The 17,933-nt window shown below is 58.0% G+C and carries 14 protein-coding genes and 1 pseudogene; 10 read left to right on the top strand and 5 right to left on the bottom strand.

What is annotated here, in order from left to right; translation table 11 throughout:
* Window positions 1-91 precede the first annotated feature (91 nt).
* The 4 genes from IV01_RS07845 to IV01_RS07860 all read left to right on the top strand — a co-directional run bounded on the left by IV01_RS07845 (window position 92) and on the right by IV01_RS07860 (window position 5,137).
* Window positions 92-1,669, top strand: a complete 1,578-nt coding sequence (locus IV01_RS07845) for an MBOAT family O-acyltransferase (RefSeq protein ID WP_032630079.1) — start codon at window positions 92-94, stop codon at window positions 1,667-1,669.
* A gap of 10 nt (window positions 1,670-1,679) precedes the next feature.
* Window positions 1,680-2,855, top strand: coding sequence for an alginate O-acetyltransferase (locus IV01_RS07850; RefSeq protein ID WP_032630078.1), 1,176 nt, complete (start codon window positions 1,680-1,682; stop codon window positions 2,853-2,855).
* A gap of 13 nt (window positions 2,856-2,868) precedes the next feature.
* Window positions 2,869-3,552, top strand: a complete 684-nt coding sequence (locus tag IV01_RS07855) for an alginate O-acetyltransferase AlgF (RefSeq protein WP_050507802.1) — start codon at window positions 2,869-2,871, stop codon at window positions 3,550-3,552.
* A 133-nt stretch (window positions 3,553-3,685) separates the two neighbouring features.
* On the top strand, window positions 3,686-5,137 hold the full coding sequence (locus IV01_RS07860; protein WP_032630077.1) for a mannose-1-phosphate guanylyltransferase/mannose-6-phosphate isomerase: 1,452 nt from the start codon (window positions 3,686-3,688) through the stop codon (window positions 5,135-5,137).
* 208 nt (window positions 5,138-5,345) lie between these two features.
* Here the strand turns inward: IV01_RS07860 and IV01_RS26415 are convergent.
* Window positions 5,346-5,777, bottom strand: a pseudogene (locus IV01_RS26415) (REP-associated tyrosine transposase).
* Window positions 5,778-5,989: 212 nt separating this feature from the next.
* On the opposite strand from IV01_RS26415, the gene IV01_RS07865 reads away from it, so the two are divergent.
* The 4 genes from IV01_RS07865 (at window position 5,990) to IV01_RS25950 (ending at window position 10,315) form a co-directional block, all read left to right on the top strand.
* Window positions 5,990-6,454: a hypothetical protein gene (locus IV01_RS07865; RefSeq protein ID WP_032630076.1), complete on the top strand. Its 465-nt coding sequence runs from the start codon at window positions 5,990-5,992 to the stop codon at window positions 6,452-6,454.
* A gap of 18 nt (window positions 6,455-6,472) precedes the next feature.
* Window positions 6,473-7,285 carry an SDR family oxidoreductase gene (locus tag IV01_RS07870; RefSeq protein WP_032630075.1) on the top strand — a complete coding sequence of 271 codons (813 nt, stop codon included), beginning with the start codon at window positions 6,473-6,475 and terminating at the stop codon, window positions 7,283-7,285.
* A 282-nt stretch (window positions 7,286-7,567) separates the two neighbouring features.
* A complete protein-coding gene (locus IV01_RS07875) occupies window positions 7,568-7,975 on the top strand; it encodes a hypothetical protein (protein WP_032630074.1) in 408 nt (135 codons plus the stop codon).
* 231 nt (window positions 7,976-8,206) lie between these two features.
* Entirely contained in the window at window positions 8,207-10,315 is a 2,109-nt protein-coding gene (locus IV01_RS25950) for a hypothetical protein (protein ID WP_050507800.1), read from the top strand.
* A gap of 186 nt (window positions 10,316-10,501) precedes the next feature.
* Here the strand turns inward: IV01_RS25950 and IV01_RS07880 are convergent, their stop codons facing one another.
* The 4 genes from IV01_RS07880 to IV01_RS07895 form a co-directional block, all read right to left on the bottom strand.
* A complete protein-coding gene (locus IV01_RS07880) occupies window positions 10,502-11,365 on the bottom strand; it encodes an HlyD family secretion protein (protein ID WP_032630073.1) in 864 nt (287 codons plus the stop codon).
* A gap of 16 nt (window positions 11,366-11,381) precedes the next feature.
* A complete protein-coding gene (locus IV01_RS07885; protein ID WP_032630072.1) occupies window positions 11,382-11,582 on the bottom strand; it encodes a DUF1656 domain-containing protein in 201 nt (66 codons plus the stop codon).
* A complete protein-coding gene (locus IV01_RS07890) occupies window positions 11,572-13,758 on the bottom strand; it encodes an FUSC family protein (protein ID WP_032630071.1) in 2,187 nt (728 codons plus the stop codon). Before IV01_RS07890 ends, IV01_RS07885 begins: the two co-directional genes overlap by 11 nt.
* Window positions 13,759-13,888: 130 nt before the next feature.
* The gene (locus tag IV01_RS07895; protein WP_032630070.1) at window positions 13,889-15,397 is read right to left on the bottom strand and encodes an efflux transporter outer membrane subunit; all 1,509 of its coding nucleotides are present in this window, start codon (window positions 15,395-15,397) and stop codon (window positions 13,889-13,891) included.
* A 182-nt stretch (window positions 15,398-15,579) separates the two neighbouring features.
* Between IV01_RS07895 and IV01_RS07900 the strand changes: the two genes are divergently transcribed.
* Window positions 15,580-16,527: a LysR family transcriptional regulator gene (locus tag IV01_RS07900; protein ID WP_032630069.1), complete on the top strand. Its 948-nt coding sequence runs from the start codon at window positions 15,580-15,582 to the stop codon at window positions 16,525-16,527.
* A gap of 312 nt (window positions 16,528-16,839) precedes the next feature.
* A complete protein-coding gene (locus IV01_RS07905; RefSeq protein ID WP_032630068.1) occupies window positions 16,840-17,814 on the top strand; it encodes a 2-hydroxyacid dehydrogenase in 975 nt (324 codons plus the stop codon).
* Window positions 17,815-17,933 lie beyond the last annotated feature (119 nt).

Raw genomic sequence — 17,933 nt, 5'->3', positions numbered from 1 at the left:
GGCAATAGAAATACGTTTTAACCCCCATATTTTCTATGGGGGGTTTGGGGGGGCTTCGGCCTTTGACTGTTGGATCAACGGAGATATCAGGATGGTTTTCTCATCCAACGTGTTCCTGTTCCTGTTCTTGCCGATCTTTCTCGGCTTGTACTACCTGAGCGGGCAACGTTATCGCAATCTGCTGCTGCTGGTTGCCAGTTACGTGTTCTATGCCTGGTGGCGTGTGGACTTCCTCGCGCTGTTCATTGGCGTCACCGTATGGAACTACTGGATCGGCCTGAAAGTGGGCGCAGCAGGCGTGCGTACCAAACCCGCGCAGCGCTGGCTGTTGTTGGGCGTGGTCGTCGACCTGGGGATCCTGGGCTACTTCAAGTACGCCAACTTCGGCGTGGACAGCATCAACGCGATGATGACCTCCGTCGGTCTGGAGCCGTTCATCCTGACCCACGTGCTGTTGCCGATCGGTATCTCGTTCTATGTGTTCGAGTCCATCAGCTACATCATCGACGTCTATCGCGGTGACACACCGGCCACGCGCAACCTGATCGACTTCGCAGCGTTCGTGGCGATCTTCCCGCACTTGATCGCTGGCCCCGTGCTGCGTTTTCGCGACCTGGCTGACCAGTTCAACAATCGTACTCACACCCTCGACAAATTCTCCGAGGGCTGCACGCGGTTCATGCAGGGTTTCATCAAGAAGGTGTTCATCGCCGATACCCTCGCGGTTGTCGCCGACCACTGCTTCGCCTTGCAAAACCCGACCACGGGCGATGCCTGGCTTGGCGCTCTGGCCTACACCGCGCAGCTGTATTTCGACTTCTCCGGTTACAGCGACATGGCCATCGGCCTGGGCTTGATGATGGGTTTCCGCTTCATGGAAAACTTCAAACAGCCGTACATCAGCCAGTCGATCACCGAGTTCTGGCGTCGCTGGCACATCAGCCTCTCCACCTGGCTGCGTGACTATCTGTACATCACCCTGGGCGGCAATCGCGGCGGCAAGTTCGCAACTTATCGCAACCTGTTCCTGACCATGTTGCTGGGCGGTCTGTGGCACGGCGCAAACATCACTTACGTGATCTGGGGCGCATGGCACGGTATCTGGCTGGCCATCGAGAAAGCGGTCGGCATCAACACCACGCCGCGCAGTTTCAACGTGATTCGCTGGGCACTGACCTTCCTTTTGGTGGTCATAGGCTGGGTCATCTTCCGCTCCGAAAACCTGCACGTTGCCGGCCGTATGTATGGCGCGATGTTCAGCTTTGGTGACTGGAACCTGTCGGAGCTCAATCAGGCCAGCCTCACCGGTCTGCAAGTGGCGACCCTGGTGGTGGCCTACGCAACACTGGCGTTTTTCGGGCTGCGTGATTTCTACGCCAATCGTCCTGCGGAAAAAGCAGTCAGCAAGAACACTCCGGATCTGGGCGTTCAGGCCGACGGCCCTGCCACTGCGCAGCCAGGCATGATCAAAGCGGTACCGGGCGACAAGCCAGAAAGCATTCATCAGCCGGGCTACATCGTAGGCACCGATGCTCAAGTGCAACCGGCTTACTGGGTTGCCGACTGGCCACGCTATGCAATGCGCGCACTGATACTGCTGCTGTTCATTGCTTCGATTCTTAAACTCTCGGCGCAAAGCTTCTCGCCGTTCCTTTACTTCCAGTTCTGAGGGGCCTGTCATGACGCGATCATTACGCATCCTCTATATCGCCCTGTTCCTGGCCATCCTGTTGGGTCTGGGTGCCTGGTCGCTGCGCAGTTTCGGCAGCTTCTCGACATCGGCCGAAACCACCGTGCTCAACGGCAAATGGACCAAGGCGGCGGAAACTCATTACGACGAAGAGTTTCCCATCAAGCGTCTGGGTACCAACCTCTGGGCGGCGCTGGACTACAAACTGTTCAACGAAGGTCGTCCCGGCGTTGTGCTGGGCAAGGACCAGTGGCTGTACACCGATGAAGAGTTTGACGCGGTAGCCAACGGCGAACAGAACGAAGCGGACAACCTGGCAATCATCCAGGGCGTGCGTGACGCGCTGAAAGCCCAGGGCACGCAATTGGTACTGGCGATCATCCCGGCCAAGACTCGCCTGTATCCAGAGCACATCGGCGATGCCAAGCCTGCGTCGCTGCATACCGATCTGTATCAGCAATTCCACGCTCAGGCCGCTCAGGCTGGCCTGGTAGCTCCGGATCTGCTGGCACCGCTGCAAGGCGCCAAGCAACACGGCCAGGTGTTCCTGCGTACCGATACGCACTGGACGCCAATGGGTGCCGAAGTTGTCGCGCAGCAGCTGGGCGCAGTGGTTGCCCAGCAAACGCCATTGAGCGGCGAACCTGAAAAGTTCGTCACCCAGGCCAAGGAAACAGCGCCCTACAAAGGCGATCTGACCAACTTCCTGCCACTGGACCCGCTGTTCAGCAACTTGCTGCCACAGCCTGATCAATTGCAACAACGCAGCACCGACCCGGTTGCTGCCGACGCTCAAGGCGATGACGCCCTGTTCGCCGACAACAGTGTCGCGGTCGGCCTGGTGGGCACCAGCTACAGCGCCAACCCGAACTGGAACTTCGTCGGCGCCCTTAAACAGGCACTGCACAGCGACGTCGTGAATTACGCAGAAGACGGCCACGGCCCAATCCTGCCAATGCTCAAGTACCTGCAGACCGATGCGTTCAAGAGCAGCCCGCCTCAGGTGCTGATCTGGGAATTCCCGGAACGCTATCTGCCCGCACACAACGACCTTGGCGAGTTCGATCCGAAGTGGATTGCCGAACTCAAAAAGGCCGGCGAATCGCAACAAAACCTGGCACTTAACGCCAAATCTTCCGAGTCGCCTACCCAGGCGCAAAACTGAGAGGACTACCCAAATGACCTTACAGACAACTTCGAAATTGCTGCCACAAACCCGTAACGGCAAAAAAGGCCTGCTGAAAACCTGCGCTCTCGTAGCCGGCATCAGCCTGTTCTCCCTGCAAGCCTTCGCCGGTGATTCGGCACTGTACGGCCCGACCGCCCCGAAAGGCTCGACCTTCGTACGTGTCTACAACGCCAGCAGCGCGGAAATCAGCGCCAGCGTTGGCAACACCAACCTCAACGAAGTCGCACCGCAAGCCAGCACCGCGTTCAGCTTCATGCCCCAGGGCGACTACAGCGCCAAGCTCGGCAGCCAGACCGTCCCGGTGAAACTGGCCGGCGATCACTATTACACCCTGGTCAACAACGCTACCGGCAAGCCGCAACTGGTTGAAGAACCGCCGTTCAAGAACAAGCAGAAGTCTCTGGTGCGTGTGCAGAACCTCAGCGACAAGGCCCTGACCCTGAAAACCGCTGACGGCAAGACCGATGTCGTCAAGGCCGTTGCTGCCAAAGGCACCGGCGAGCGTGAAATCAATCCAGTCAAAGTCAGCCTGGCGTTGTACGACGGCGACAAGAAAGTCAGCGACCTGAAACCGGTCGCCCTGGAACGCGGCGAAGCGGCCGTGCTGTACATCACCGGTAGCGGCAGCAGCCTGTCGCCAGTGTGGGTAAAGCCACCGGTCGCTACGCGCTAATAACGGATTAGTCAGTCGCTGCGCCCTTTTTCAGATTTAAGAGAGACGCGCAGCGGCCGACGCGGAAACAAGAAAAAGACTGAAACGACAGACCGACGTACAGCCCCATTTCGAATGCTATTGGAGAAACAAAATGATTCCAGTGATCTTGTCAGGCGGTAGCGGTTCACGACTCTGGCCGCTTTCGCGTAAGCAATTCCCAAAACAGTTCCTGGCCCTGACCGGGAACCACACCCTCTTCCAGCAAACCCTCGAGCGCTTGAAGTTCGATGGCATGCAAGACCCGATCGTGGTCTGCAACAAAGAACACCGTTTCATCGTCAACGAACAGCTGGGCGCACTGGGCCTGGACACCCAGACCGTGATCATGGAACCGTTCGGCCGCAACACGGCTCCAGCCGTCGCCATCACTGCCATGCTGCTGCTCAGCGAAGGCAATGACGAGCTGATGCTGGTGCTGCCAGCCGATCACGTGATCGACGATCAGAAAGCCCTGCAACGCGCACTGGCTCTGGCCACCGTGGCCGCTGAGCGTGGCGAAATGGTCCTGTTCGGCATTCCGGCGACCAAGCCGGAAACCGGTTATGGCTACATCAAATCCACCGCCGATGCGCTGCTGCCAGAAGGCGTTAGCCGAGTATCGCAATTCGTCGAAAAACCAGACGAAAAACGCGCTGCCGAATTCGTTGAAGCCGGTGGTTACTTCTGGAACAGCGGCATGTTCCTGTTCCGCGCCAGCCGTTATCTGGAAGAGCTGAAAAAGCACGATCCGGACATCTACGACACCTGCATGATGACCCTGGAACGCAGCAAGCACGAAGGCGACACCATCGACATCGATGAAGCCACTTTCGCCTGCTGCCCGGACAACTCCATCGACTACGCCGTGATGGAAAAAACCCAACGCGCCTGTGTCGTGCCTTTGAGCGCTGGCTGGAACGACGTCGGCTGCTGGGCCTCGCTGTGGGCCGTGCAGGAAAAAGACAGCAACGGCAACGTCACCAAAGGCGACGTGGTCATCCAGGACAGCCGCAACTGCATGATCCACGGCAACGGCAAGCTGGTTTCGGTGATCGGTCTGGACAACATCGTCGTCGTCGAAACCAAAGACGCCATGATGATTGCCCACAAAGACAAGGTTCAGGGCGTCAAGCAGATGGTCAACACGCTCAACGAGCAAGGCCGTAGCGAAACCCAGAATCACCTTGAAGTTTATCGCCCGTGGGGTTCCTACGATTCGGTCGACATGGGTGGCCGCTTCCAGGTTAAGCGCATCTCGGTCAAGCCGGGCGCCAGCCTGTCGCTGCAGATGCACCACCACCGCGCAGAACACTGGATTGTGGTATCAGGCACGGCTCAGGTGACCTGCGATGAGAACGTGTTCCTGCTGACCGAAAACCAGTCCACCTACATCCCGATCGCCTCGGTCCATCGCCTGAAAAACCCGGGCAAGATTCCATTGGAAATCATCGAAGTGCAATCGGGGAGCTACCTGGGCGAAGACGACATCGAGCGCTTCGAAGACGTCTACGGCCGCTCCGGCGCGGTAGAGGCGGGTGTGAAAACACAAACCATCGCTCGTTGATTTCCCTTTAGCTGTGTAAAGCAGTGCACCTCAACAACCTTTTGCGTATCCCCATCCGCAGAGGGTTGTTGAGGTTTTTTTTGGCCTGCGATCCGTTGAAATTGAAATGGGATATAACTCTGTGGGAGCGTGGCTTGGTCTAGGCGGCATTCCGACGATAAGGGCGACTCGGTCATTCAGATCAAACCCAGACAGCATCCCACAGCGACTAATCCCCAACGCGCTTGACCAGCCCGGCGCGTACGGGGTTCATCACAATGTAAAGCGCTACCGCCCTGAGATCTTGTTCACGACGTAGGGCTCGATCATGAAAACCCTGTTGCCAGATACTCCCGGTACAGCCTTGCGCAGCATTTACTGTCAATCTTGCGAGAGATTTCGTGTGGCCAACTACTTGGCTCAGCGAATCGCTCTTTAGCTCAATTAACCAATGAAAATGATCAGGCATCACCACCTAAGCCCGAGACCGGACGAGATTGTCTTCTTCGGCTTGCCTGAACTGCTTTGCCACAAGACATCCCAATCTCCAATCCTGAAAGATAGGCTGACGATTCTTGGTATTGGACGTAACCAGATAGATTCGGCCATGTTCGCTGTGCCGACCTGTTCGAAGCCGACTCGGTTGATGAGGTGAGGGCATTCCATTGCCTCTGTGCTTTTCGAACTTGAAAACTAGCGCAGCTGTTGCGTAGATAAACTGAATTATTTGACTGGATATTTAGAAACCGAGTCGCCTCTATCGCGGGCAAGCCACGCTCCCACAGGAAAATGCGTTGTGCTGTGGAGCACCATTACCACCCTCCACCCCTCTTTCGGTACGATGCTCGCTCCTGTGTTCACGAGGCGCGACTCATGTTGTTCGGCGCATTGCTTATCCTGACCTGGCTGGTCCTGCTGCTGCGTTATCCGGCCAAGGCCTTGCCTGTGTCTCTGGCCGCCGCTATGGGCTTGGGGATCGTGGCCATGGTGGTGATCTGGCAAGACAGCCAGGAAACCCGGCAACTGGAGCGTCTGGGTTTGCGGATGGATTACGCGCCGGACCAATGCCCCGCTGGAAAACCCCTGCTGGTACTCATCGACAACACCAACAAAGTGCCGCTACGTGAGTTGCGCTGGCGAGTGGCCGCTTATGCACCGGGCGATACCGTCAATCTCACCGACGACGCCTATGCCGGCCCGCGCTACCGTGGTCCGGGAGATTTACAGGCTGGCAGCCAGTGGCAGGATTGCTTGCCCCTGCCCACCCTGCGTCCGGGCTATCGTCCGCAAACGCTGGAGTTCCGCGCCGAGCATCTACAAGGCAGTTTTGCTGACTAACCCACAAGGAACACTGACATGCCCAACGTTCTCATCACCGGCTGCTCCACCGGCATCGGCCGCGCACTGGCCGATGCTTTCAAGAGCGCGGGGTATGAGGTCTGGGCCACGGCGCGCAAGGCTGAGGATGTTGCAGCGCTGGATGCGGCTGGTTTCACGGGCGTGCAACTGGACGTTAATGACGGCCCGGCGCTGGATCAATTGGCCGCGAAGTTTGATGGGCTGGATGTGTTGATTAATAACGCTGGTTACGGTGCCATGGGGCCGTTGCTGGATGGCGGCGTCGAGGCCATGCAGCGTCAGTTCGAGACCAACGTGTTTTCCGTGGTGGGCGTGACTCGTGCGTTCTTTCCGGCCTTGCGGCGCAACAAAGGTCTGGTGGTGAACATTGGCAGCGTTTCCGGGGTATTGGTCACGCCCTTTGCCGGCGCTTATTGCGCGTCCAAAGCCGCTGTGCATGCCTTGAGTGAAGCGTTGCGGCTGGAGCTGGCGCCGTTTTCGATTCCGGTGATGGAGGTTCAGCCCGGCGCCATTGCCACCAGCTTCGCGAAGAACGCCAGCCATGAAGCCGAACAACTGATCAGCGAACAATCCCCCTGGTGGCCGCTGCGCGAAGGCATTCGTGCCCGTGCCAAGGCCTCACAAGACAACCCCACCCCCGCCACCGACTTCGCCCGCAACCTGCTGCGCGCCGTGCAACAAGCCAACCCACCCCGTTTGCTGCGCTTGGGCAACGGCTCGCGGTTGATGCCGCTGATGGCGTGGCTGCTGCCCAAAGGGTTGCTGGATAGCAAACTGCGCCAGCGGTTTGGGTTGGATAAAAAGCTCTGACTGACACAGCTCCTACAAGATGCAGAATCGGCGCTTCGATCCGCGGGGTTCGACTCCGCACCACAAATCCCGCCTATTGGGGGACCACGAAGAGTATTCCAAGCGAACAATGTTCCACCCTTAGCCAGGACATGATTCCCGCATGCCCCGTACCCACTCGTCGGCGACTGGCATTTATGACAGTACCCAAGCTGAGTCAGCAGCTATAGCATATTCATACAAATCAGATAGCAAATATGCCGCCATGATTTGAGAAAGTAATAACTAAAAGGAATTAGAAAAATGAAACATTCCAAAGAACGTCTTTCACCCTCAACCACCTTATCCAAAGACAGATCAAAACAGTCATTAGCTCCGCCTTATATTAGCGAAATGCCTATTGGGAGCGACCGATTGCCAATCGCCGTGGCCAACGGCGGATTTTCCGTTGTCGTGCCGGCGTTTAGCGACCGATCCTTCAACAGGGTCCTTATATACCTTGTAAGCGGCACTGATGTGGCATATCCAATCCCCATCAAGGATGCCTTTCCTCAGACGGGTGTAGATACAACCCTCACTTACACGTCAGCAGATGTTGATAACCATTTCAAAGTTAATGACACCGTAAAAATACATAACCATTACTGGTATGTAGACGAAGAAAGATGGACCCATGGCCCGGCCTCTATGGTTTACACCGTGGTTGCTTAACAGCCATTCGTCACCACGACCGGGTGAGCCCTCGACCCGGTCCCCCCTGCCAAGAGCCGTTTCTTACACCCCGATCATCCAAGAGTGATTCAACCAAGCTTCGATCGCGCCAAAATAGCGAAACGCCCTACAGCCACACCGCATTAGCCACCCTATATTTTTCACAGGAGACCCAACCCTGAATTCAAGCAGAGCAATGGATGCACTGCAAGCGCCATCAAGGAGTGATAAATGCACGCGACCCTGTCAGCACCCGATGATTTTGACGACGACAACAGCCCGAACCCGCCGGTTTCCGTTCCCCCCGATATTGATCAATTAGCCAGTGAACTGGCCGAGTTGATCGACGCGGTTTCCCAACCCAGATTGCTTTCCCCTTTTGCTTTTATTGATGATTTCATTCGTACAGAAGTAAAGCGCTCAACAATGCATGAGCCGCATAAAGCACTGGTCACCAGCAACATGAAGATTAATGTCGAATACACCGACTCTCACCACAGCGGATTGATAGGCGTAAGCCCTCCCCGTCCCAAAATCGCCACTTTCGAACTCCATCAGATCGTCACTGATTTCTTCCGCCACGATCTGAAAGGCGCGACCAGACTGCGCATTCGTTGGCCCCCTGCGTTTCCACCTGAGCTACGCGAACTGTTCCATACGGTAAACCTGCAGGAGCGCTACATAAACGAGGTCGAGGCGCACTTTAATCGGCCACAGGTCAAAGAACTTTCCCTGCTGCTTACACGAAATGAACTGGATAATATTATCCGCCGCTATCTGGAGCGCGGCCCCTCAACCACAACTCTGAATGCGCTGGCTAATGACTACTTGAATGACTGGATCGAACCACTGCTTGTGCAGTTTGAGGGCACCACGCGAGTCAAGCTGGAACGGGCGGTGTTTCTGCCAACGCCTGAATATTATGAAGACCAGACAATTGAAGGCTTATTGGTATTTCTGGGTAATGAACCACAGCAAAGATCGGTCTACGAAATACCGCGTGATTTCACTCAGTTTCGTGCATTGATCGAAAAACACGCTGCACTGCGCAAAAAGGTATTGGCGCGGATTCCGCTTTACCAGCGACTCAAGCCGGGGAACGACGAAGTCAAATATGTCCGCAGGTTCGAGACCAAGTATTACTGGGTCGCTCCCATCACCTTCCATGCAGACCCCGACATCGCCAACGCGCTGTTTGACTTGAGCTACCAGCGCTTGTTGTCAGACATCGATACGCTGGTTTCAACCGATGGTGAGCGTCTCGCTGATTCGGCGCTTGAGTTCAGCGGCTATCTCCTGGCAGGCCTGTCGCTGGGCATCACGCTGCCGGTAAGCGTCAGTCTGGTGCCCGTCAGGCTGATTGCAGCTTTCCTTTTGGGGGTTGCTTCTGCAGCAACCGATGCAGTGAGGGCCGAACTCGAAGATCTGCCCGAAGTAGCGGCTGATTTGTACCGCGCAGCCATCATCGGAGCAGTGGCTGAAATCATTGGCCCTCTGGTGTTGAAGGTTGCCGGCAAAGGACTTTCAGTGCTGGCCAGGACTCAGCTTGCACAAAAGCTCAGAGTCATCCTGAACACGAAAAAACTGCCATCTTCAGCAACGCCCTATTTGATCGATGCATTGGAGCGTTCTAAATACTCGGCAAAGATGCGCGCCCTTGAACTGAAACTGAATGCCGACTTTAAAAGAGGTCCGCACGTCACCCAGCATTGGGTGGAACAGCAAGGGCGTTTTTCACAGCAGTTCATCGAGCCGTATGACATTACGGTGTATCGCGGTTATGTTTTTCGCGGCGATTCTCGCGCCCCGGAGGTCATCTTCAAAAAAGGCTTCCAACTGCGAACGCCGGCCGCTGATCTGCAAAAAGACATCCATCAGGCGACCGGCGTTCGCGGCGGATTCGGGGGTGGCCATGACGCCCTGGACCCTGATGGCAGAGGCATCTCGACATCGGTTTTCTACGACAAGGATCACGTCGGGGCTTTTACCTACGGCGGAGCTAAAGGGGGTCACACTTACCTCATCGATGCGCGCAAGCTCGACGGTTATCACCTTTATGCCAATGATTTCGCTGCACGTTACCCTCAATCTCCACGCTTGAATCTGGCTCCGGTCGAAATCAACTTCGCAACCGATATACCACCCTCGGCGATTGTCGGTGCCTACGACAAGGACGGTCTGTTCATTCCAAACCTCGACGGGGTGCGCAGAACCGCGCGGATCAATCAGGCGCGACTTGAGCGAGAACTGACTAGACGCACGTTCAGCCGCGCGACTCAGAAAATAGCGGCAGACGAGGTCAGCATGAGCATCGGGGCGACCCTTAAATTGTTTTCCTAGGCTCATTCAACGATAACGCGCAGGTTTGAGAGCGCTAACCCGTGGGACCGGCTTTAGCCGGGAAGGCGACATTCCACTCAATAGACAGGCTGCGAATGTACTGGCCTCTTCCCGGCTAAAGCCGGTCCCACGTCGTCACGCCAATATTGAGATCAGTCCTGTGGGTGCTTGCATTTCAATCATTGATTAACGCTCCACGTCCGGGTTCACAATCACGGTGCACGTCAGCCCTGCCGCCAGCAGCACGTCGTCAGGCACTTGATCCAGGTGAATACGCACCGGCACGCGCTGGGCCAGGCGTACCCAGTTGGAGGTCGGGTTGACGTCGGCGATCAGTTCGCGGCTTTGCGGGTTGTCCCGGTCGTAGATGCCGCGGGCGATGCTTTCCACGTGGCCTTTGAGTAACTGGCCGCTCATGAGCTGCATGTCCGCCGGGTCGCCGATACGGATGTGCGGCAGCTTGGTTTCTTCGAAGAAGCCGTAGACCCAGAACGAGTTCATATCCACCACGGCCATTTTCGCGTCACCGATACGCGCGTAGTCGCCGGGATGCACGTTGAGGTTGGTGACGTAACCGTCCACCGACGCCAGCACTCGGGTGCGACGCAGGTTCAATTCCGCCGCTTCCAGCCCGGCCAGTGCCAGTTGGTAATCAGCCTGTGCGGATGTGGCGATGTTGCTGGCGTCGTCGCGGCTTTCGGTGGAGATCACCAGGTTGTCCATGTCCGCTCGCCGCTTGGCGTTGACCTTGCGCATTTCCCAGGTGGCCTTGCGTGACGCCACCAATGCCTGGGCTTGCTTGACCGCCACTTCGTAGTGTTCCGGATCAATTTGCAGCAGCAAGTCGCCTTTTTTGACTTGCTGGTTATCGCGCACCGGCACGGCAACGACTGTGCCGCTGACATCAGCCGCAACGTTGATGATGTCGGCGCGTACCCGGCCATCGCGGGTCCAGGGCGTGTCCATGTAGTGGACCCACAAGGTGCGACCGATCCAGATGGCCAGCGCCAGAACCAGTAGTGTGGCGATCAGACTGAAGAGCTTTTTCATCAGGGCTACTCAAGAATCAACGGTAAACGGTCAGCGCCATGGCGCCGAAAATGCAGGCAAACAGGCTCAGCCTCAGCAACGCCGGGTGCCAGAAAAACCGGTACAGATCCAGGCCAGACAACAGCCGGTCGAGTGCCCAGGCGAGGACCATGGCGATCAGAAACAGAACGGTGACGCTGGGCATGTACAGGCCATGAAAAGCGATTTCACGTGGCATGAATCGATCCTTGCCGCTGCCCGTCACGGGACAGCGCGGCCAGAGGTGATTGAGGGTCCAGCAGCGACGAGCGGATGAAGTGCAGATAGCTTTTCACCCGCCGCAACACGGAGGTATCGAAGTGCGGACCGAAGGGCTCGTCGCTGTTTTGCACCCGGTTGATGGCATGGTCGACGGCCGCCAGCGCCCGCTGCCAGTTACTGTAATCCGGCTGGATGAACAGGCGAATCAACGCCCGGCCCATCACCCGGATCGCCACCCGCCAGGACTGCCAAGGCGCATAAGCGGGGTGAACCGGTAGCAGCTCTTGCTCGCGACGCAACTCGATAATCGCGTGGCCGATTTCCAGGACCACGAACATCCAGCGCAATAATTCGCGCTGCACCAGCGGTTTGCCCGACGCCAAACCATAGGCCTGGTGCATCAGGTCCCGGGTCTGGCTTTCGAAACTTGAGCTCAGCCTATGCAACGGCGCACTGATGGCAAATACCACTTGGCGGCGCAGGTCATTTTCCAGCCGGCGCCACATCCATCGGCTGTTGGGCGGCAGGATGATTGCTCCGGCTGCCGCACAGAGCAGCATGCCGATGACCATGGCGATGTAGTCGTTGATGTAGGTGTAAGGGTTGTAGATCGTCAGGTTGTCCGGCACCGAACCGATGCCGAAGAAGATCAGCAGACCCAGCCCGTAGCCTGCCCACTGTGGACGGGAACCAAGGAAAGCGCCGAGCATGAACACTGGCGCCAGGCATAGACACAGCAGCGGGAAGCCATCGATGAACGGGAAGATGAAAAAAGTTTCGGTGAAGCCCAGCAGCGCGCCCAGCAAAGTGCCGCAGGCCATTTGAAAGGACATGCGTTTGGGGTTGTTGGTGGTAGAAGACAATGCCACGGTGGCCGCCGACACCAGAATCATTGTCATGCCACTGGGCCAGGCGGTTGCGACCCAATACACACTCATGACCGACAGAATGAAGGTCGCCCGAATACCCGCTGCCGCCGCCGTCATCCAACTGGTCTTGGGCAGAAACTCTTCCTGCCATTTTTCCCGAATGTGGTTGTGAGCAGCCAGCGACGCATGGGTCTGGGCGTAGTCGTGCATATCGCTGAGCAGGCGATACAGCAGCTCATACGCGGTGTGAAAATCCAGCAGTTCGGCTTCGCTGGGCTGGAGTTCTTCAAGAGCCGCCCGTTCGGTCCTTACGCGCTCCGGCAGGCCTGCCTTGAACTCTTCCAGTTCGTGCACCAGTTTCGCGGCGTCCCCGGGGGTCAGGAATCGATTGGCAAAGCCGTCGAGCATCCGGGCGAAAGCACTCAGCCCCGGTTCGGCAGCAATCATCACCCGACTGACGCCATCGCCGCGCAAGCGCTCAAGCAGTTGGTGCAAGGCGTTGAAGCGTGTAGTGATGGCCATGAATTCGCTGTTCAAACGATTAAGCCGACCATTGCGCCGACGCATGTGCGGGTCTTCAAATACCGTGACGCTGCGCATCCCTTCCAGGCCAATGGCTTCGGCAACGAAACGCACGTTGCCGGTTTCAAAAGCCTCCCGAGAGTTGCTGCCCCGCAGACCATCGGCGACAAAGCGAGCGAACACGCCGAAGCGCAGATACAACGCGTTGCGCATGGCTGCGGCGGAGCTTTGCGGCAGGATGGCGGCGGTAACGGCGGTCGAGCACAGAATGCCGAGACTGATTTCCAGCACCCGCCAGACCGCCGCCAGGAACGAGTTTTCGGGATGCGCCAGTGCGGGCAGGCCAACCATCGCGGCGGTGTAGCCAGCGAGGACAAAACCGTAGGCGCGAAAATTGCGATAACGCGCCGCGCCTGCCGAGCAAAAACCTACCCACAGCGCCAGGCTGCCGAGGAACAGTTCGGAGTTCTGTGCAAACAGGGCCATGAGCACGACCATCACCGTCGACCCCGCCAGGGTGCCGAGCAGCCGATAGAAACTCTTGGCGAACACATGGCCGCTTTGCGGCTGCATGACGATGAACACGGTGATCATCGCCGTGCGTGGCTGCGGCAATTCCAGGCGCAGGGCCAGCCAGTAAGTCAGGAAAGCCGCGATCAACACCTTGAAGATGTAGATCCAGGTCACCCCGTCACTACGCGCCCAGCTGTTGAATTCCCGCCGCCAGGGGAGTTGGGTGATGCGCAATAGGGTTGCATTCATTGAGCAAGGAACCTTGCTGGATTCAGAACCGCAATCGCGGGCAAGCGCGCTCCTACAGGAGAACTCGTCCTTCTGTAGGAGCGCGCTTGCCCGCGATGACGTCGGTTCTGGCACTGAAAATCTATTGGTTTCACCGCCCAAACACCGCCAGCGCAGCCGGGGTTTTCGGGGCCTGGGTCTTCTCTGCGGCGGGCACATCATCCCCGGCCGCCAACCCGCCACCCAGTGCCACCACCAGTTCGGCATGGGCAGTCAGGCGGGCGGCCTGAACTTGTTGCTGAATCTGTTGCTGACGAAACAACAACGTCTGAGCGTTGAGCACGTTGAGGTAGTCAGTCAGGCCCCGTTGATAAGCGATCTTGGCAATGTCGTAAGTCTTCTGCGCCGACGCCACGGACTCACTGACAAACACCTGCTGTTTATCCATGGATTCGCGCCGAATGAGCTGATCGGAGATGCTTTTGAGCGCACTGATCAGGGTCTGGTTGTACTGAGCCACGGCCAGGTCATAACCCGCCGACGCTTCACCCAGCTCCGCACGCAGACGCCCGCCATCAAAGATCGGCAAGCTCACCGCCGGGCCGCCGCTGTAGTTGAATTTCTTGCCGGCGAGGAATTCGAGCATGCCACCGCCAGTGGCCATGTACCCCAGATTGCCGATCAGATCGACGTTGGGATAGAAACCGGCATAGGCGACATCAATACCCCGCGCCTGCGCCGCGACTGCCCAACGGCTGGCGACCACATCAGGACGCTGGCCGAGCAATTGCGCAGGCAGGGCCGAGGGTAATTTCAGCGCGTTACTGAGCGACAGCGACGGGCGTTGCAGTGCCGCGCCCTCGCCCGGGCCTTTACCGGCAAGGGCTGCGAGTTGATTACGGCTCAGTGCAATGGCTTCATCCAGGGCGTCGAGTTGCCGATGAGTTTCGGGCAGCGGCGTTTCAGCCTGGCTGACTTCGAAATGGGTGCCGATGCCGCCTTTGAGACGACGTTGGGCCAGATCAAGAATCTGTTGCTGCTGAGCCAGGGTGGCTTCGACGATATCTCGCTGAGCGTAATGCAACGACAACTGGATGTAGACCCGCACGATGTTGTCCTGCAACTCCAACTGCGCCTGCCTGCCCTGAGCGGCGCTCATGTGCGCCAGGTCAAGGGCCTTCTCGCTGGCATTGCTTTCCCGGCCCCAGAAATCCAGCGAGTAGCTCAAACCCAGAGACGCATTGTTGTCCCAAGTGGTGGTATTGGCGAGCGCGCCGGGGCCGTAAAACTGATCGTTGGGCCAGTTGTGGCGTTTGAGGGATGCGTCACCATTGATATGCAACGCCTCGGCCGATTCAGCCACGCCAGCCAGGGCGCGAGCCTGACGCACTCGCGCAGCCGCCATGGCCAGACTCGGTGCGCTGGCGGCGGCCAGTTCTATCCAGTGATTGAGCTGCGGATCGCCATAGGCCTGCCACCACTGCGCAGCGGGCCAGTGGGCGTCGCGGTCGGCGTTCTGGATGGCCTGATCGGTGGCCAGGCTTTCGACAGGCAAAGCGCTGCCTTGAGGTGCGATCCCGCCGGTTCCGATGCAGCCGCTGATGACTAACGTTAAAGCCCAGACACTGAAGGGCGCGGCCCCCCGGATAATGCGACGCACTGCTAGAGCTTCCCGACGTAAGGTGAAACGACCTGAGTGCCGCGATTCTAGGGGTCGCCACGTACGCCGATAAGCCGGGAGAAGTGTGATTCTTTGTTACAAAAACGGAGATAATCCTTTGGTATGCTGACATGGATCAGTTACTTCGTGTCACAATTTGCCATCTCTCCAGAGAACTGCCCATGGATACCCTGCAAAACATGCGCGCGTTCAGTTGTGTGGCGCAAGCGGGAAGCTTTACCGCTGCCGCTGTGCAGCTCGACACCACCACCGCGAACGTTTCCCGCGCCGTTTCGAACCTCGAAGCTCATTTGCAAACCCGCCTGCTCAACCGCACCACTCGCCGAATCGCGCTCACAGAAGCCGGCAAGCGATACCTGCTGCGTTGCGAACAGATCCTCGGGTACGTCGAGGAGGCCGAAGCCGAAGCCAGCGATGCTCATTCGCGCCCGGCCGGGCAGCTCAAGGTGCACTCCATGACCGGCGTGGGTCAGCATTACGTGATTGATGCCATTGCCCGCTATCGGCGCAACCACCCGGACGTATCGTTCGACCTGACCATGGCCAACCGCGTGCCGGACCTGCTCGAAGAAGGCTATGACGTGTCCATCGTGCTGGCCAGCGAGCTGCCGGACTCAGGGTTTGTGTCTCAGCGCCTGGGGATCACTTACAGCATCGTTTGCGCTTCACCGGAGTACGTCAAAACCTTCGGCATGGCGATCAAACCGACTGATCTGCTTAACCACGCCTGCCTGCGCCTGGTCAGCCCGGTATTCCCGCTGGAGAAATGGCTGTTCAACGGCCCTGAAGGTCAGGAGATGGTCACCATCAACACCTCGCCCTTCCAGGTCAATTCGGCGGACGCCATGGAAGCCGCGATCAGCAGCGGAATGGGCGTTGGTATCCTGCCGATCTACTGCGCCATCGAAGGACTGCGCAACGGCACACTGGTGCGGGTGCTGCCTGAGTATCGTTCCCATGAGCTGAACCTGTACGCCATCTACCCGTCGCGCCAATACCTGGATGCGAAGATCAAGACCTGGGTGGAATACCTGCGCGGCTCGCTACCGGAAATTCTCGCCGCCCATGAGGCTGATCTGCAGAGCCATGCGCTGCGGGATATCGCGTGATCTGAAATGCATTTCCTGTAGGAGCTCACCGAGGTTACGAGGCCAGCGATCGCGGTGAGTCAGGCACACCGTCATCGCGGCCTCGCGGTGCTCGTGCGCTCCTACAGGTTTGGAGTTGTGCCTGAAAAAACGCTGGATTTGTAGGAGCTGCCGAAGGCTGCGAACTGCGGTGTGTGAGACACACCGCGTTATCGTTCATCGCGGGCAAGCGCGCTCCTACAACAACACTGCGTAAAAACCGGATGCCTCAGGACGGCCAAGAATGTTAGCGTGCTACCCATCTCTAACAAAAGTCCGAGGAGTAGCTGCCCGATGAAAAAGACTGTACTTGCCTTCAGCCGTGTATCCCCCGAAATGGCCGAGCGCCTGGCGCGGGATTTCAACGTTATCGTGCCCGACCCGAAGCTGGGCGACTTGAATGCCCAGTTCAACGAAGCGCTGCCCAAATGCCACGGCATGATCGGCGCGGGTAAGCAACTCGGACGTGAGCAACTGGCGGCAGCCACCCAGCTTGAAGTGGTGTCGAGTATTTCGGTGGGTTACGACAACTACGACGTCGGCTATTTCAACGAGCGCGGCATCATGCTCACCAACACCCCGGACGTGCTGACCGAAAGCACCGCCGACCTGGGCTTTTCATTGATCATGAGCAGCGCCCGTCGCGTAGCGGAGCTGGATGCCTGGACCAAGGCTGGCAACTGGAAGCGCAGTGTCGAGGCGCCACAGTTCGGCACTGATGTACATGGCAAGACCCTGGGTATCGTCGGCATGGGCAACATCGGCGCGGCGGTTGCGCGACGCGGCCGTCTGGGTTTCAACATGCCGATCCTGTACAGTGGCAACAGCCGCAAGCCCGAGCTGGAACAGGAGCTGGGCGCACAATTTCGCAGCCTTGACGAGTTGCTGGCCGAAGCGGACTTCGTCTGCCTTGTGGTGCCATTGAGTGAAAAAACCAAACACCTGATCAGCCGCCGTGAACTGGGCTTGATGAAGTCCAGCGCGATCTTGATCAACATTGCTCGCGGGCCGATTGTTGACGAAGCTGCACTGATCGAAGCGCTACAGAACGGCACCATCCGCGGTGCCGGGCTGGACGTCTACGAGAAAGAGCCGTTGAGCGATTCGCCGCTGTTCAAGCTGAGCAACGCCGTGACCTTGCCGCACATCGGCTCAGCCACCACTGAAACCCGTCAGGCCATGGCTGACCTGGCCTACACCAACCTGCGCGCCGCATTGCTGGGCGAGAAGCCGCAGAGCCTGGTGAATCCGCAGGTATGGAAGGGGTAACAAACACTGGAGATCTCCCCCTGTGGGAGCGGTGCTTGCCCGCGATGAACGATGACGCGGTATTCAGTGACAACGCGCTATCGTTCATCGCGGGCAAGCACCGCTCCCACAGGGTTGTG

Source organism: Pseudomonas syringae (assembly GCF_000737245.1).
In the GTDB taxonomy this organism is placed as follows: domain Bacteria; phylum Pseudomonadota; class Gammaproteobacteria; order Pseudomonadales; family Pseudomonadaceae; genus Aquipseudomonas; species Aquipseudomonas syringae_J.
The sequence above is the reverse complement of the archived record's forward strand: the minus strand, read 5'-3'. Positions and strand labels throughout refer to the sequence as shown.

Coding starts and splice junctions, on each gene's coding strand:
- IV01_RS25950 (WP_050507800.1), top strand. CDS start 8,207: ATGCACGCGACCCTGTCAGCACCCGATGATTTTGACGACGACAACAGC.
- IV01_RS07855 (WP_050507802.1), top strand. CDS start 2,869: ATGACCTTACAGACAACTTCGAAATTGCTGCCACAAACCCGTAACGGC.
- IV01_RS07860 (WP_032630077.1), top strand. CDS start 3,686: ATGATTCCAGTGATCTTGTCAGGCGGTAGCGGTTCACGACTCTGGCCG.
- IV01_RS07905 (WP_032630068.1), top strand. CDS start 16,840: ATGAAAAAGACTGTACTTGCCTTCAGCCGTGTATCCCCCGAAATGGCC.
- IV01_RS07865 (WP_032630076.1), top strand. CDS start 5,990: ATGTTGTTCGGCGCATTGCTTATCCTGACCTGGCTGGTCCTGCTGCTG.
- IV01_RS07900 (WP_032630069.1), top strand. CDS start 15,580: ATGGATACCCTGCAAAACATGCGCGCGTTCAGTTGTGTGGCGCAAGCG.
- IV01_RS07890 (WP_032630071.1), bottom strand. CDS start 13,758: ATGAATGCAACCCTATTGCGCATCACCCAACTCCCCTGGCGGCGGGAA.
- IV01_RS07875 (WP_032630074.1), top strand. CDS start 7,568: ATGAAACATTCCAAAGAACGTCTTTCACCCTCAACCACCTTATCCAAA.
- IV01_RS07870 (WP_032630075.1), top strand. CDS start 6,473: ATGCCCAACGTTCTCATCACCGGCTGCTCCACCGGCATCGGCCGCGCA.
- IV01_RS07845 (WP_032630079.1), top strand. CDS start 92: ATGGTTTTCTCATCCAACGTGTTCCTGTTCCTGTTCTTGCCGATCTTT.
- IV01_RS07880 (WP_032630073.1), bottom strand. CDS start 11,365: ATGAAAAAGCTCTTCAGTCTGATCGCCACACTACTGGTTCTGGCGCTG.
- IV01_RS07850 (WP_032630078.1), top strand. CDS start 1,680: ATGACGCGATCATTACGCATCCTCTATATCGCCCTGTTCCTGGCCATC.
- IV01_RS07885 (WP_032630072.1), bottom strand. CDS start 11,582: ATGCCACGTGAAATCGCTTTTCATGGCCTGTACATGCCCAGCGTCACC.